13 protein-coding genes are annotated in these 12,683 nt (G+C 62.0%); 6 read left to right on the top strand and 7 right to left on the bottom strand.

Annotated features, from left to right (window positions below; translation table 11 throughout):
- Positions 1 to 68: 68 nt before the first annotated feature.
- The 5 genes from OVA07_RS05630 to OVA07_RS05650 form a co-directional block, all read right to left on the bottom strand.
- Positions 69 to 1,472 (bottom strand): sugar transferase, encoded by a 1,404-nt coding sequence (locus OVA07_RS05630; protein ID WP_268170490.1) that lies wholly within the window; start codon positions 1,470 to 1,472, stop codon positions 69 to 71.
- A gap of 213 nt (positions 1,473 to 1,685) precedes the next feature.
- Positions 1,686 to 2,708, bottom strand: a complete 1,023-nt coding sequence (gene holA / locus OVA07_RS05635; RefSeq protein WP_268170491.1) for a DNA polymerase III subunit delta — start codon at positions 2,706 to 2,708, stop codon at positions 1,686 to 1,688.
- 10 nt (positions 2,709 to 2,718) lie between these two features.
- Positions 2,719 to 3,213 carry an LPS assembly lipoprotein LptE gene (gene lptE, locus OVA07_RS05640; protein WP_268170492.1) on the bottom strand — a complete coding sequence of 165 codons (495 nt, stop codon included), beginning with the start codon at positions 3,211 to 3,213 and terminating at the stop codon, positions 2,719 to 2,721.
- A complete protein-coding gene (leuS, locus tag OVA07_RS05645; protein WP_268170493.1) occupies positions 3,206 to 5,755 on the bottom strand; it encodes a leucine--tRNA ligase in 2,550 nt (849 codons plus the stop codon). The genes lptE and leuS overlap by 8 nt, the downstream gene beginning before the upstream one ends.
- Positions 5,756 to 5,809: 54 nt before the next feature.
- The gene (locus tag OVA07_RS05650) at positions 5,810 to 6,205 is read right to left on the bottom strand and encodes a DUF3576 domain-containing protein (protein WP_268172616.1); all 396 of its coding nucleotides are present in this window, start codon (positions 6,203 to 6,205) and stop codon (positions 5,810 to 5,812) included.
- 507 nt (positions 6,206 to 6,712) lie between these two features.
- On the opposite strand from OVA07_RS05650, the gene OVA07_RS05655 reads away from it, so the two are divergent.
- The 3 genes from OVA07_RS05655 (at position 6,713) to OVA07_RS05665 (ending at position 8,787) form a co-directional block, all read left to right on the top strand.
- A complete protein-coding gene (locus tag OVA07_RS05655; protein WP_268170495.1) occupies positions 6,713 to 7,504 on the top strand; it encodes a hypothetical protein in 792 nt (263 codons plus the stop codon).
- A gap of 255 nt (positions 7,505 to 7,759) precedes the next feature.
- Positions 7,760 to 8,482: an acetoacetyl-CoA reductase gene (gene phbB / locus OVA07_RS05660; protein WP_268172617.1), complete on the top strand. Its 723-nt coding sequence runs from the start codon at positions 7,760 to 7,762 to the stop codon at positions 8,480 to 8,482.
- A gap of 41 nt (positions 8,483 to 8,523) precedes the next feature.
- A complete protein-coding gene (locus tag OVA07_RS05665; protein WP_268172618.1) occupies positions 8,524 to 8,787 on the top strand; it encodes a ribbon-helix-helix domain-containing protein in 264 nt (87 codons plus the stop codon).
- Here the strand turns inward: OVA07_RS05665 and OVA07_RS05670 are convergent.
- Together OVA07_RS05670 and OVA07_RS05675 are read right to left on the bottom strand one after the other, a co-directional pair.
- Entirely contained in the window at positions 8,757 to 8,987 is a 231-nt protein-coding gene (locus OVA07_RS05670) for a hypothetical protein (RefSeq protein ID WP_268170496.1), read from the bottom strand. The genes OVA07_RS05665 and OVA07_RS05670 overlap by 31 nt on opposite strands.
- An 88-nt stretch (positions 8,988 to 9,075) precedes the next feature.
- Positions 9,076 to 9,378 (bottom strand): hypothetical protein, encoded by a 303-nt coding sequence (locus OVA07_RS05675; protein WP_268170498.1) that lies wholly within the window; start codon positions 9,376 to 9,378, stop codon positions 9,076 to 9,078.
- A gap of 225 nt (positions 9,379 to 9,603) precedes the next feature.
- Here OVA07_RS05675 and OVA07_RS05680 point away from each other — a divergent pair, with 225 nt between their 5' ends.
- Genes OVA07_RS05680 through OVA07_RS05690 form a run of 3 tightly spaced genes read left to right on the top strand, consistent with a single transcriptional unit; the run spans position 9,604 to position 12,623 of the window.
- Positions 9,604 to 10,617, top strand: coding sequence for an ArsR/SmtB family transcription factor (locus tag OVA07_RS05680; protein ID WP_442789621.1), 1,014 nt, complete (start codon positions 9,604 to 9,606; stop codon positions 10,615 to 10,617).
- A gap of 6 nt (positions 10,618 to 10,623) precedes the next feature.
- The gene (gene metF / locus OVA07_RS05685; RefSeq protein ID WP_268170500.1) at positions 10,624 to 11,565 is read left to right on the top strand and encodes a methylenetetrahydrofolate reductase [NAD(P)H]; all 942 of its coding nucleotides are present in this window, start codon (positions 10,624 to 10,626) and stop codon (positions 11,563 to 11,565) included.
- Entirely contained in the window at positions 11,562 to 12,623 is a 1,062-nt protein-coding gene (locus OVA07_RS05690; RefSeq protein ID WP_268170501.1) for a homocysteine S-methyltransferase family protein, read from the top strand. Before metF ends, OVA07_RS05690 begins: the two co-directional genes overlap by 4 nt.
- Positions 12,624 to 12,683 lie beyond the last annotated feature (60 nt).

The raw sequence follows: 12,683 nt of genomic DNA on the forward strand, positions 1-12,683 counted from the left end.
TGGTTTCAGGCCCACTAGTTTCAGACCATGGTATTGCAGGTTTGACCACAGTTGATCCGCAGCGGCGATCAGAAGGCCCGGTCATGCACCAGAACGCGGACCGTGTTCAGGATGATGTTGATATCGCGCCAGATTGTCCACCCGACCAGATATTCAAGATCGGCTTGCAGGCGGTTGGCAAGGTCGGATTCGGTGTCAGTTGCCCCCCGCAGGCCGCGGACTTGCGCCAGCCCGGTCAGGCCGGGTTTCAGCGAGTGGCGCAGCCAGTAGCGATGGTCGACTTCCCAGAACAGCTTGTCGCCCGCCAGTGAACCGATGGCGTGTGGGCGCGGGCCGACGACGCTCATTTCGCCTCGCAGCACGTTCAGCAGCTGGGGCAGTTCATCGATGCTGGTGCTGCGAATGATCCGGCCAATCCGGGTGATGCGATCATCATCCTTGCTGGCCGACCGCGCGCCTGCGGAATCAAGTTGAGCGACGCGCATCGAACGGAATTTGAAGATCGGGAAAAAACGGTTTCCGCGCCCTGTCCGCTTCTGGACAAAGAACACCGGACCGCCATCTTCCAGCTTTATAAGCACCGCCACCAGCAGCAGAACTGGGCTAAGCGCCAGCACTGCGCTGCCTGCCAGAACCACGTCGAAGAGGCGCTTGATCGCGCGTGAACGCAGGCCCAGCGGTCCACTGGCGACGATCAGCGCGCCAAAACCGCGGTCACGCCTTGCGCCGATCACGCCTAGGCTGCTGACTTCAGGATCGACGATTTCACCCGACACATTGGCGCTTTTGAAGACCAGCGCCCATGCCGTTCGCCGTTCACGGGGGCAGGTGACCATCACCCTGTCCATGTTCATCATATACAGGCCCAGACGGTCCATCATGTGCGGGTCGGAAAGATCGGGTGCCAGATGATGTTCGCGTGCATCGATATGATAAGCATGGGGGACGCGCAGAGCTTCGCCGCCATCGTCGATCAGCAGGGTGTTGGTGGCCGCTTCACCACACCGCGCCTGCACTAGCGGACGGGTAAGCGAACGGACCCACAACAGCAGGATCAGGCTGAACGCCAGCCCCAGCAGTGAAGACACGCGCGAAAAGCTGTCCGTGCTGCGCGTGGCAAAGCCGACAAACAGCAGCACCGTTTCTGCACCCATCAGCGCGGCCAGCGAACGCATGCGCGCAAAGCCGGGTTTGCGCAGTGCGGCCAGCGAATAGACCTGCAGGCTAAGCGCGATGGTCCAGTAAATCGGAACCAGTACCTGACTGTGCAACAGCGAAGTCTGTTCGGTGAACGTGCCGAAATACAGCCAGCTTGCGCTGCCAAAGCCGATCATCACTGCTGCAGCGTCGATCAGCAGCATTGCAATGTAAAGCTGGAGACGGCGTTGTTCGAGAGAGGGCGCCAGCGGCAGCGTGATTCTACGACGATCTGTCGCTTCGCGCATCTCGCCAAGGGGAACGTGCTTGGTCATTCCGGGTCTCGCTGTCTCTTGCTTTCACCACTCCGCCGAAGGTTGCCTGCGGGCGGAACTGTGCGTCCAGACGGGTCTGGAGAAATCGGATTCGGTGCGACCGTCGCCGTGCTTGCTGCACTGCGCAAAAATACTTAGTAAGATTCCTATAGCAAGCAGAAATCCATTTTGGAGCGAAATTTCTCACTCGAATGGGCTGAAATATGGCCCTTTCTACCGCGCTGCGGCGCGACAGATCTCGGTCAGGCCCTGCGCCAGAGCCAGTTCGCCGTTGCGATTATCGGCAAGAAGTGTGCGGTGCAGCATGGTTAACCGGTCGACAAGCCTTGCCAGCCTGGCACCCCGCCACCGCTTTAGCTGCGCTGTCAGGTCTGGTCGGTCGCGAAAGAACACGCGCCTTGCCGCAGTTTCCTGTTCCATGAAGGCGTTGACGTCACCGCGCTCGCCCATTCGCCCGGCAAGCTGTACCAGTTGTGCGGCGCGGCGTTCGAACGCCAGCAGCAGTCCTACAGGGTTCAAACCCATTTCGCGCATGCGGGATAACTCGCTCGGCAGCTTGCGTACGTCGCCGCTTAGCACCACGTTGACCAGTGGCATCAGGCCGTCATCCTCGCTCACGGCGCAGACCGCATCCAGTGCTGCAGCATCGCCGTTGCGCGGGGCCTGCGGACTGGCATCCAGATAGAGCGCGAGCTTCTCTATTTCGCTACGGGCCATGCGCGTGTCCAGCGCAGCTGCGCGGGCGATTCGTTCGGCAAGGCTGGCGGTCAATTTCACGCCCACCGCATCGCCCATGTCGCGCACGGCATCCGCTACGGCTTTCAGGTCTGGCGGATGGAACATGACCACCACCGCTTCGGCCCGGTTTTCCAGGAGCTTGGCGATGCGCGATTTGTCGGTCGCCGATGTCGCCACGATGAGCACGGGCCAGCCATCAACCGGGCTTGCCAGCAGTGTTTCCACGGCATCGAAAGCGTCATCACCCACCGCGCGGATGTGGATGATCCGCCGGTCGCCAAACAGGGAAACAGAGCGAGCTTCATCAGCCAGACGCACTGGGTCACGGCGCAATTCCGCGCCGCTCATCTCTACCTTTTCGGCATCACCCAGCAACCCGGCGACGCGGTTTGCGGCATCGCTGGCCCCGGCTTCGTCCGGCCCGCAGAAATAGAAGATTCGGCATTCGCGCGCCACACGCGCAGCGCTGCCGGCAAAGTTCTTCTGGGTAAGCTTCACAACTGGGGCTTCATCGCGCCTCGCGCAGCCGCACGGCCACGCGCGTCACGATCTGGTCGGCCACTTCCTGCGACAGGTTTTCCAGCGCGGTCTGCTCTGCCGCGATCACCGCGTATTCGCTGTTCACCACATCGAACCCGGCATCCGATCCCGCTGTGGCGTCCAGCACCACATCGCCCGATTGCGTGTCCACCAGTTGATAGCGCGCACGCAGCGTCCGCCGTTCTCGCGTGATCGTGTCGTTGGAAAGCTGGCCCAGCCCTTCAACCCGGTCATCCAGCCGGATGTCTAGCCGGTAGCGAGCATCACCGCCCTTTGCCCCGGCGCCCAGCCGGTCGACCAGCGCATTGCGCACCAGCCAGCCCGATTGCCCTTCGATGGCAGCCACGCTGACATTGGCGAGAGCGCTGGCAACCTGTCCGTTACCGCCGCCGGCATACATCGGCTGCAACCCGCACCCGGCAAGTGCGAACAGCGGGGCCAGCAAGAACAGGCGCTTAGACAACAAGGTTCACCAGACGGTCGGGCACGACGATTACCTTCTTCACTTCCGCCCCTTCCAGCGCACGCTGCACTTTCTCAGACGCAAGGGCAAGGCGCTCAAGCTCTTCCTTGGCTGTACCCTTGGCCACGGTCAGCGTATCGCGCAGCTTGCCCTTTACCTGCACCGCCACAGTCACTTCATCGTCCACCAGCAGCGCCGGGTCGACTGCGGGCCATTCCGCATTGGCCACAAGGCCCGCGCCAAACTGCGCGTGGGCTTCTTCGGCAAGGTGCGGCATCATCGGTGCAATCAGCAGCAGGAGGCTGCGGATGGCGCTGCTGCGGCTGGCCGAATGGGCGGCCTTTTCGACCGCGCCGGTCAGTTCATAAATGCGCGCCACCGCCTTGTTGAAGCCCAGCGCTTCGATATCGCCAGCAATGGCATGCACGATCTGGTGGGTCTTGCGGTCCAGCGCCTTGTCTTCGCCGGTCGCAGCGGCATCAAACTGCCCAAACAGACGCCACAGCCGCTGCACGAAGCGCGCGCAGCCTTCAATGCCCGCTTCGGACCACGGCAGGTCGCGTTCAGGCGGGCTGTCGGACAGCATGAACCAGCGGATCGCGTCCGCGCCATACTTCTCCACGATCTCGTCCGGGTCCACTACGTTCTTCTTGGACTTGGACATCTTGATAACACGGCCGACTTCGACCCTCGCGCCATCGGCTTTCAGCGTCGCGCCCTCGCTGGTGCGGTCCACTTCGCCGGGGCTGAAGAAGATCGGCTGGCCGTTGCCGGGGTTCTTGCGCTCATACGTCTCGTGCGTGACCATGCCCTGCGTGAACAGGCTGCCAAACGGCTCGGCCACCTCGATCTTGCCGATGCGGGCAAGGGCGCGGGTCCAGAAGCGGGCATAGAGCAGGTGGAGAATTGCGTGTTCGATCCCGCCGATATACTGCTCCACCGGCAGCCAGCGCTTGATCTCTTCAGGATCGAACGGGCGGTCTTGGGGCTGGCTGGCAAAGCGCAGGAAATACCACGAACTGTCGACGAAAGTGTCGAGCGTGTCGGTTTCGCGCCGTGCGGCATGACCGCATTGCGGACAGTCGACATGCTTCCACGTCGGATGCCGGTCCAGCGGGTTGCCGGGCACGGAAAAGTCGACGTCTTCGGGCAGGGTCACCGGCAGGTGCTTCTTGGGCACCGGCACCACGCCGCACACTTCGCAATGGATGAACGGAATGGGCGTGCCCCAATAGCGCTGGCGGCTCACACCCCAGTCGCGCAGGCGCCACACCGTCTTGCCTTGGCCCCAGCCTTCGGCTTCGGCCCGCGCGATGACGGCTGAAATGGCGTCGGAAATCGCCATGCCGTCAAGGAATTGCGAGTTCACCAGCGGCCCGGTGCCGGTGTAGGCGGTGTCGCCTTCAAATGCTGCCGCCGTGTTATCGCCATCGGCAATCACGCGCACCGTGGGCAAGCCATATTTGCGGGCAAAATCAAGGTCGCGCTGGTCGTGCGCGGCAGAACCCATGACTGCCCCGGTGCCGTAATCCATCAGCACGAAGTTGGCGATATAGACCGGCAGGTCTGCACCGGTGAACGGATGCCTTGCGGTAATTCCGGTGTCGAAGCCCAGCTTCTCGGCCGTTTCCAGCTCGGCGGCGGTGGTGCCGCCCTGTTTGCACAGCGCGATGAAATCCTGCGTTTCCTGCGACTGCGCCGCTACGCCTTGCGCAATCGGATGATCGGCGGCCACAGCCACAAAGCTCGCGCCAAAGATGGTGTCGGGCCGCGTGGTGTAAACCTCAAGGCTCTCGCCATTGGACAGGTCAAACCGGAACTGCAGCCCTTGGCTCTTCCCGATCCAGTTTTCCTGCATCGTGCGAACCTTTTCAGGCCAGTTGTCCAAAGTGGACAGGCCTTCCAGCAATTCGTCGGCAAAGTCAGTGATCTTGAGGAACCACTGCGAAAGCTTGCGCTTTTCCACCAGCGCGCCCGACCGCCAGCCACGCCCGTCGATGACCTGTTCGTTGGCGAGCACGGTCATGTCGACCGGATCCCAGTTTACCGCGGATTCCTTGCGATAAACCAGCCCTGCGGCATAAAGATCGACGAACAGCGCCTGTTCGTGGCCGTAATATTCCGGCTCGCACGTCGCCAGTTCACGGCTCCAGTCGAGCGCAAAGCCCAGTCGCTTCAACTGCGCTTTCATGTTGGCAATGTTGTCGCGGGTCCAGCCGCCGGGGTGTACGCCCTTTTCCATGGCGGCATTTTCGGCCGGCATGCCAAAGGCGTCCCAACCCATCGGGTGCAGCACTTCAAACCCGCGCATCCGCTTATACCGGGCCAGCACGTCGCCCATGGTATAGTTGCGCACATGGCCAATGTGGATGCGTCCCGATGGATAGGGAAACATCTCAAGCACATAGCTGCGGGGTTTGGTGGACGAATCGTCCGCGCGGAACGATTGTTCGTCATCCCACACCTTCTGCCAACGGGTGTCGGCTGTGGCGGGGTCAAAGCGTTCGGGCGTGTTGCTGTCGGGCGTGATGTTCGCGGTCATGCGCGATCCTCTAGGGAGCGCGCATGACTCGTGCAAGATTCGCCTTACAGGTGTTTAGCCTGCAATGGCGGCGCGGCGCAGGTCGCGCGCCTTGGTGAGGATGATGTCTTCCAGCTTTTGCACGGTGGCGGCCTGAACCGGCGCATCCACCCACTGCCCGCTTTGCGAAACCTGACGGCTGGCGGCCACGCGCAGGGCATCGGCGCGCAAGTCCTGATCCACGATGGAAACGGTCACCTTGACGCGCTCGCCGGGGTTCTTGGGGTTTGCGTACCAGTCGGTGACGATGACGCCGCCGTTGCTGTCAGTCTGGAGCAGCGGCATGAACGACAATGCATCAAGGCTGGCACGCCACAGATAGGCGTTGACGCCGATGGTGGTCACCTGGCTGGCGGCGAGGTCGGCCTTGGGGCGTTCCTTCTTGCCGCAACCGGTAACGGCCAGAGCCATGGTCCCGATCACGATGCCACGGAAGATCAGCTTGCGGGTGTTCTGGCGGGCCTTGGCGGTCATGGTCACTACTCGTCAGTCCTTGGCTTGGCGGCGCCGGTCCTGTCATCCAGGTTCCGTCATCCAGCAAATTGGCCGCATCGCGGCTGCCGATGGGGCAGCTTGGATGCGGTGTAAACGCGCCTCTATCACCCCCGCGCGCCGTGCGGCAAGCGCGATGAATGCGCCCGATGGAGCGGCGCGCAAAAGGACGTCGCCTGCGTGAACTGTTCCTGAATGTGCCAGCCGGCCCGCTACGACCTGTGGACATTGCGCCACACTTGCCAAGGAAGAGTCAGGGAACGGTGCGAGCACTGGATATTTTCCGGTGATGATCGTATTGGAGTAATACGAAATTGCTTGCGCTGTCGGAGTCGCTTCGCTTGTTGAAGCTGCCCTGATTTTCGCAAGCGTGAAAAACAATGGATTGGCAGGCTCATCGCAGCCTGAAATGGGGACGAATTCAACATGCGCGGCAATTCTGGCAGGTCGAACGCGAAAGGTGGCATTGGCCATCGCTTGCGCACGCCACTGCTGGCGGCAGGCGCGGTTGCCTTCGGGCTGTTTCTTGCCCCCACGGTCAGCAGTGCATTTTCCAGTGGCTTTGATAATGGCCCTGTCAGCCTTGCTGCGCGTGGCGGCATCGGCTCGTTCACGCCCGCTTCGGTGGATGAACGGCTGGCCTCGCAAATCACGGTTCGCGCGTTAAAGCATGGCAAGTTGTTTCGTTTTACCCCTGCTGGCAACGACACGCGCCCTGATCGTGCGGTAACGGTTGCGGTACGTCTCGATTCGCGCAGCGCACGCGGCTTTGCCGTGCGCAGCCCGCTGGTCGATGCAGCCGGGGCCGCTGGCGCATCGCCGGTGCGAATCGCGCCGATGGCGTTCAATCTTGGCATGGCGCGCGGTTTCGCCAGCTTCGCATCATCTGCCCCTGCTGGCCTGCGTGATCTTCAGCGGGTCGACATGCCTGACCTGGCGAAGTTCAAACCGTCCACGCCCGCAGCTTCGTCTGCAACGCCCAGCCGCTTTGCCCCGCGCATCGAAATGGATGATCGCGATAATGCAGGGCGCGCCCCGCGCACGCTTGAAGGGCAGGGTGATTATCAGCTTGATGTGGGTGGCAGCTATCGCCTGACCCGCAATCTCAATGTCACGGCTGGCGTGCGCTACTCGCCTGAACGTGATCGTCTGCGCCCGCTAACCGATGGCAAGCAGGACAATCAGGCGGTCTACGTTGGCACCCAGTTCCGCTTCTAAGCCGCCTTTCCAAGTCTGCATTTCGCGCTAATGTTTGCCCCGGCCTGTTTCTGGCCGGCTGACATCTTTGGCATAACTGTGCTGGTCGCCTTGTGGGGGCGGCGTTTTGGAATGTGCCAATTATTCATGCGTTTTCTGCAAGTTGCCGTGCAGCAATTCGTTGCTGCACCTGCAGCATTTACGTATTACGGCGCTTGTCGCATCCCCGTCATGAACCTACCGTAGCCGGGAGAGGGATAGATGGGAGATATTTATATGCCGCGTGTTGCAGTCGTCACTGGGGGAACCAGGGGAATTGGTCAGGCGATCTGTCTGGCGCTTAAGGCGCAAGGGCGTTCGGTCGTTGCCAATTACGCCGGAAATGATGAGAAGGCCCGCGCATTTACTGCAGAAACCGGCATTCCAGCCTATCGTTTCGATGTGGGCGACCACGATGCTGTATTGGAAGGCTGCGCCCGTATCGCCGCTGAAGTGGGCGAAATCGATATCGTGGTAAACAACGCGGGCATCACCCGCGACGGCGTGCTGCACAAAATGTCGTATGATGACTGGAACGAAGTCATGCGCATCAACCTTGGCGGCTGCTTCAACATGGCCAAGGCCACGTTCCCCGGTATGCGCGAACGCGGCTGGGGCCGCATCGTCAACATCGGTTCGATCAACGGGCAGGCGGGCCAATACGGTCAGGTCAACTATGCCGCCGCCAAATCGGGCATCCACGGCTTTACCAAGGCATTGGCGCAGGAAGGTGCCAAATACGGCGTAACCGTCAATGCCATCGCGCCGGGCTATATCGATACCGACATGGTTGCTGCCGTTCCGCCGCCGGTGCTGGAAAAGATCGTTGCCAAGATTCCGGTTGGTCGCCTTGGTCATGCCGAAGAAATCGCGCGCGGCGTCGCCTTCCTCACGGCGGACGATGGCGGCTTCGTCACCGGTTCCACCATGTCGCTTAACGGCGGCCAGCACATGTATTGATGGTTATGGGCGGGCGCCGTTGTGTGCCCGCTTACCACATGATGCCCGCTGTCCCCTATCATCCCCCGGTCAAACGCTCGGTCGAAATCGCCGGGCACAAGACCTCGATCAGCCTTGAACCGCTGTTTTGGGAGATGCTGCGCCATGCCGCGCAGCGTGAAGGCGTGCCGGTCAATGCGCTGGTCGCGCAGATCGATGCCGAACGCATTGCCAGTCCAACCCCACCCGGCCTTGCCGGTGCAATCAGGCTATGGCTGGTTGTAACGAATGCCGGTCAGGATGCCGAGGGCGCTGGCCCCGCCTGATCGGATGGGCCAGCTTGCGGCGTTGTCGCTTCCGGCAAATCGGGCAATTCCCGCTTGTCCAGCATCTCCGCCGCCGCGTCGAGCGCGCGGGCTTCATCCTGCGTGACACCACCGGGCTTTTCCGGCTCACTTGATCCGCAGGCAGACAGCGCAACGAACAGCGGCAGGATCAGCGCGATATGGCGGGCGGTGCGGCGCATGATTGTAATCATACCTCAATGAAAAAAGCCGGATCGCAGCGTCTGACTGATCGCTGCGATCCGGCCTGATCGTTCAAAACTATCCGGCTTACTGTGCGGGCTGGGCCTGGTCGTCGCCTTCTGCATCGGCAGCCTGAACCGCTGCGGCGACGGCAGCAGCGTTGTTGGCTGCATCGCGAGCCGCATCGGCTTCCGAATTGGCTGCGACCGACGCTTCGGGTGCAGGGGCCATCGGCGCTGCAGCAGCCGATGGTTCGACGGCGGGCAGTTCGTCAGCGGGCATTTCCACCGTATCTTCAGCGGCGGCTTCCGAAGCGTCGTCCGAACGGCCGCAGGCAGACGTCGCCAAAGCGGCTGCGGCAACGATCGCGAGGCTTGCGTACTTCTTCATCGACTTCCCTCTCTTGGGCTATTCGCGCACCGCCTGCATCATCCAACATCCGTGCGGGTGGTGGTTCAAAAGACGGTGCATCCGCCGCTGTTCTATCCATGGGGCAGGGGCATGGCAAATGCATCCTGCGCTGGATTATGGTGCTGTATGCAATCCTAACATATGATATAAAGATATCTTTAAGTGCCTTGACGGACATAAAGATATCTTTATATGAACTCGCAAATGACCATACACGACGCCATCCGCGCGCTTGATGACCCAACGCGCCTGCGCATCATGCGCCTCCTCGCCAGTATGGAACTGGCGGTGGGCGAAGTCGCGCAAGTGTTGGATCAAAGCCAGCCGCGGGTGTCCCGTCATATCAAGATCCTGTGTGATTCGGGCCTTGCCGAACGCCGCAAGGAAGGCGCGTGGGTGTTCCTGCGCAGTTCCGTGGGCGAAGGCGCGCAAAACCCGCTGTCCGCCGCGATTGCCCGCCTTCTGGCCGTGGCCGAAAGCGAAGATGCCGCATTCGGACGCCGCTGCGCCGAAGATCGTCAGCATCTGGGGGCCATTCGCGCCGCGCGCGAAAGCCATGCGCTCGACTGGTTTGCCCGGCATGCTGAAGAATGGGACACCTTGCGCTCGCTCCACATTGCCGATGGGCCGGTGGAAGCCGCGCTGGCTGAAATGCTGCTGTCGCTGGCCGGAGGGAACAGCCTTGGCCGCCTGCTCGATGTCGGCACCGGCACCGGTCGCATTGCCGATCTGTTCGCGCCCCATGCCAGCAGCATCGTTGCCTTCGACAAAAGCCCCGACATGCTGCGGATCGCCCGCGCTCGCCTGCAGCATCTGCCTGCCGACAGCGTTGCGCTGGTGCAAGGCGATTTCGCGCAACTGCCGTTCCCCGCGCGCAGTTTCGATACCGTCCTGTTCCATCAGGTGCTGCATTACGCACAGGCCCCGGAAGCGGTTTTGGCCGGCGCCGCCCGTGTCACTGCGTCGGGCGGCCGCGTCGCCATTGTCGATTTCGCCGCGCATGATCGCGAAGACCTGCGCCAAAGCCATGCTCATGCCCGCCTCGGCTTTTCCGATGCGCAGATCGAAGCGATGCTGCGCGACGCCGGATTTGCGCTGCACGAAACCCGCGCGCTCGCAGGGCACGAACTTGTCGTCAAACTGTGGACCGGCGTTCGCCGCGAAGACAGTGCAGGCCAGCTTGAAACCCGCCAGTCACCCCAGTCCCGGAAAGCCTGAAGTGCCATGAATGCCAGTTACGACCAGTTGCGCGAAGCCCGCACCGCGCTCGACACGCCGCTTTTTGCAGGCCTGCCGGGCGATATCGCGGTAAGCTTCGAATTCTTCCCGCCCAAGACCGACGCGCTGATGACGCAGTTGTGGGATGTGGTGGAAACGCTGGCCCCGCTGCAACCGCAGTTCGTTTCGGTCACTTATGGCGCGGGTGGCTCCACCCGTGATCGCACCCACGGCACCGTTGCCCGCATCATCCGCGAGGCAAAACTGCCCGCCGCCGCTCACCTTACCTGTGTCGATGCGCCCAAGGCCGAAATCCGCGAAGTGGCCGAAGGATACTGGGAAGCGGGCGTGCGCCACATCGTGGCCTTGCGCGGAGACATGGGCGCCCCCGGCGTTCCGTTTACCCCGCACCCCGAAGGCTATGCCAATGCCGCCGAACTCGTCGCGGGGCTGAAGCAGATTGCCCCGTTCGAAATCTCGGTCGCGGCCTATCCTGAATCGCACCCGGATTCGCCCAGCGTGCAAGCCGATATCGACAACCTGAAGCGCAAGCTGGATGCAGGCGCCACCCGCGCCATCAGCCAGTTCTTTTTCGAGCCTGAAACCTTCTTCCGCTTCCGTGACAAGCTGGCCGCGGCGGGCATCGATGCGCCGGTCCTGCCCGGCATCCTGCCGGTGTCCAACGTGGCACAGACCCGCAAATTCGCTGCGGCTTGCGGCGCGGCCATTCCGGCGTGGATGGATGGGCTGTTCGAAGGGCTGGATACGCATCCCGGCTCGCGCCAATTGGTCGCCGCCACCATCGCGGCTGAATTCTGCCGCCGCCTTTATGCTGGCGGCGTGCGCGATTTCCACTTCTACACCCTCAACCGGGCAGAGCTGTCCTACGCGATCTGCCACCTGCTTGGCCTTCGCCCCAAGGCTCCTGCGCTGGAGAAAGCCGCATGACCCTTATTCCCTCCGCAGCCCGCACCGCCCTGCTCGATCAGGCCCGTCAGCGTATCCTTATCACTGACGGCGCGTTCGGCACTGAAATCCAGAACTTCAAACTGGCCGAAGCTGATTATGCAGGCACGCTTGGGTTGGCCAAGGACCAGAAGGGTAACAACGACATTCTGGCCCTGACCAAGCCGGAAGTGCCCGAATCCATCCACCGTGCCTATTTCGCTGCCGGTGCCGACATTGCCGAAACCAACACCTTCAGCGCCAACCGCATCAGTCAGGCAGACTATGCCGCTGAACATCTGGTGCGCGAAATCAACGTGGAATCGGCAAAGCTCGCCCGTCGCGTGGCTGACGAATTCACCGCGAAAGATGGCAAGCCCCGCTTCGTCGCGGGTGCCATTGGCCCGACCAACAAGACGCTGTCGCTGTCGCCAGACGTCAACGACCCCGGTTTCCGTGAAATTGACTGGGATCATCTGGTCGAAGTCTATGCGCAGCAGGTTACCGCGCTGGTCGAAGGCGGATCGGACTTCATCCTGATCGAAACTGTGTTCGATACGCTGAACGCCAAGGCGGGCATCATGGCCGTGCGTCATGTCGAACAGGTGCTGGGCCGTGAAATCCCGATCATGCTGTCGATGACGCTGACCGACCTTTCGGGCCGCAACCTGTCTGGCCATACGGTCGAAGCCTTCTGGTATGCCGTGCGCCATGCGCGCCCCGTCACCATCGGCCTCAACTGTTCGTTCGGCGCCACTCAGTTGCGCCCGCATGTAAAGGCGCTGTCCGAAATCGCCGACACGCTCATCATGGTCTATCCCAATGCAGGCCTGCCCAACGAACTGGGCGAATATGACGAACTGCCCGCCACCACGGCGGCGCTGGTCAAGGAATGGGCCGACCACGGACAGGTCAATATCCTTGGCGGTTGCTGCGGTTCCACGCCCGAACACATCGCCGCCATGGCGCGCGCAGTGCAGCCGCTGCCCCCGCGCAAGCTGCCAGTGCCTGAAACGGTCACTCGCCTTGCAGGGCTGGAACCGTTCATCATGGCCGCTTGAACTTCTCCCCTCCCGCATGTGGGAGGGGCCGGGGCAGGGCCTGTTACTGAGGCCACCCCA

This window comes from Novosphingobium sp. SL115, from assembly GCF_026672515.1.
GTDB lineage: Bacteria > Pseudomonadota > Alphaproteobacteria > Sphingomonadales > Sphingomonadaceae > Novosphingobium.

Excerpts from the sequence above, each read along its gene's own strand:
- OVA07_RS05670 (WP_268170496.1), bottom strand. The coding sequence starts at position 8,987 with ATGCGCCGCACCGCCCGCCATATCGCGCTGATCCTGCCGCTGTTCGTT.
- OVA07_RS05655 (WP_268170495.1), top strand. The coding sequence starts at position 6,713 with ATGCGCGGCAATTCTGGCAGGTCGAACGCGAAAGGTGGCATTGGCCAT.
- OVA07_RS05675 (WP_268170498.1), bottom strand. The coding sequence starts at position 9,378 with ATGAAGAAGTACGCAAGCCTCGCGATCGTTGCCGCAGCCGCTTTGGCG.
- phbB (WP_268172617.1), top strand. The coding sequence starts at position 7,760 with ATGCCGCGTGTTGCAGTCGTCACTGGGGGAACCAGGGGAATTGGTCAG.
- OVA07_RS05630 (WP_268170490.1), bottom strand. The coding sequence starts at position 1,472 with ATGACCAAGCACGTTCCCCTTGGCGAGATGCGCGAAGCGACAGATCGT.
- OVA07_RS05680 (WP_442789621.1), top strand. The coding sequence starts at position 9,604 with ATGACCATACACGACGCCATCCGCGCGCTTGATGACCCAACGCGCCTG.
- metF (WP_268170500.1), top strand. The coding sequence starts at position 10,624 with ATGAATGCCAGTTACGACCAGTTGCGCGAAGCCCGCACCGCGCTCGAC.
- leuS (WP_268170493.1), bottom strand. The coding sequence starts at position 5,755 with ATGACCGCGAACATCACGCCCGACAGCAACACGCCCGAACGCTTTGAC.
- OVA07_RS05690 (WP_268170501.1), top strand. The coding sequence starts at position 11,562 with ATGACCCTTATTCCCTCCGCAGCCCGCACCGCCCTGCTCGATCAGGCC.
- OVA07_RS05650 (WP_268172616.1), bottom strand. The coding sequence starts at position 6,205 with ATGGCTCTGGCCGTTACCGGTTGCGGCAAGAAGGAACGCCCCAAGGCC.
- OVA07_RS05665 (WP_268172618.1), top strand. The coding sequence starts at position 8,524 with ATGCCCGCTGTCCCCTATCATCCCCCGGTCAAACGCTCGGTCGAAATC.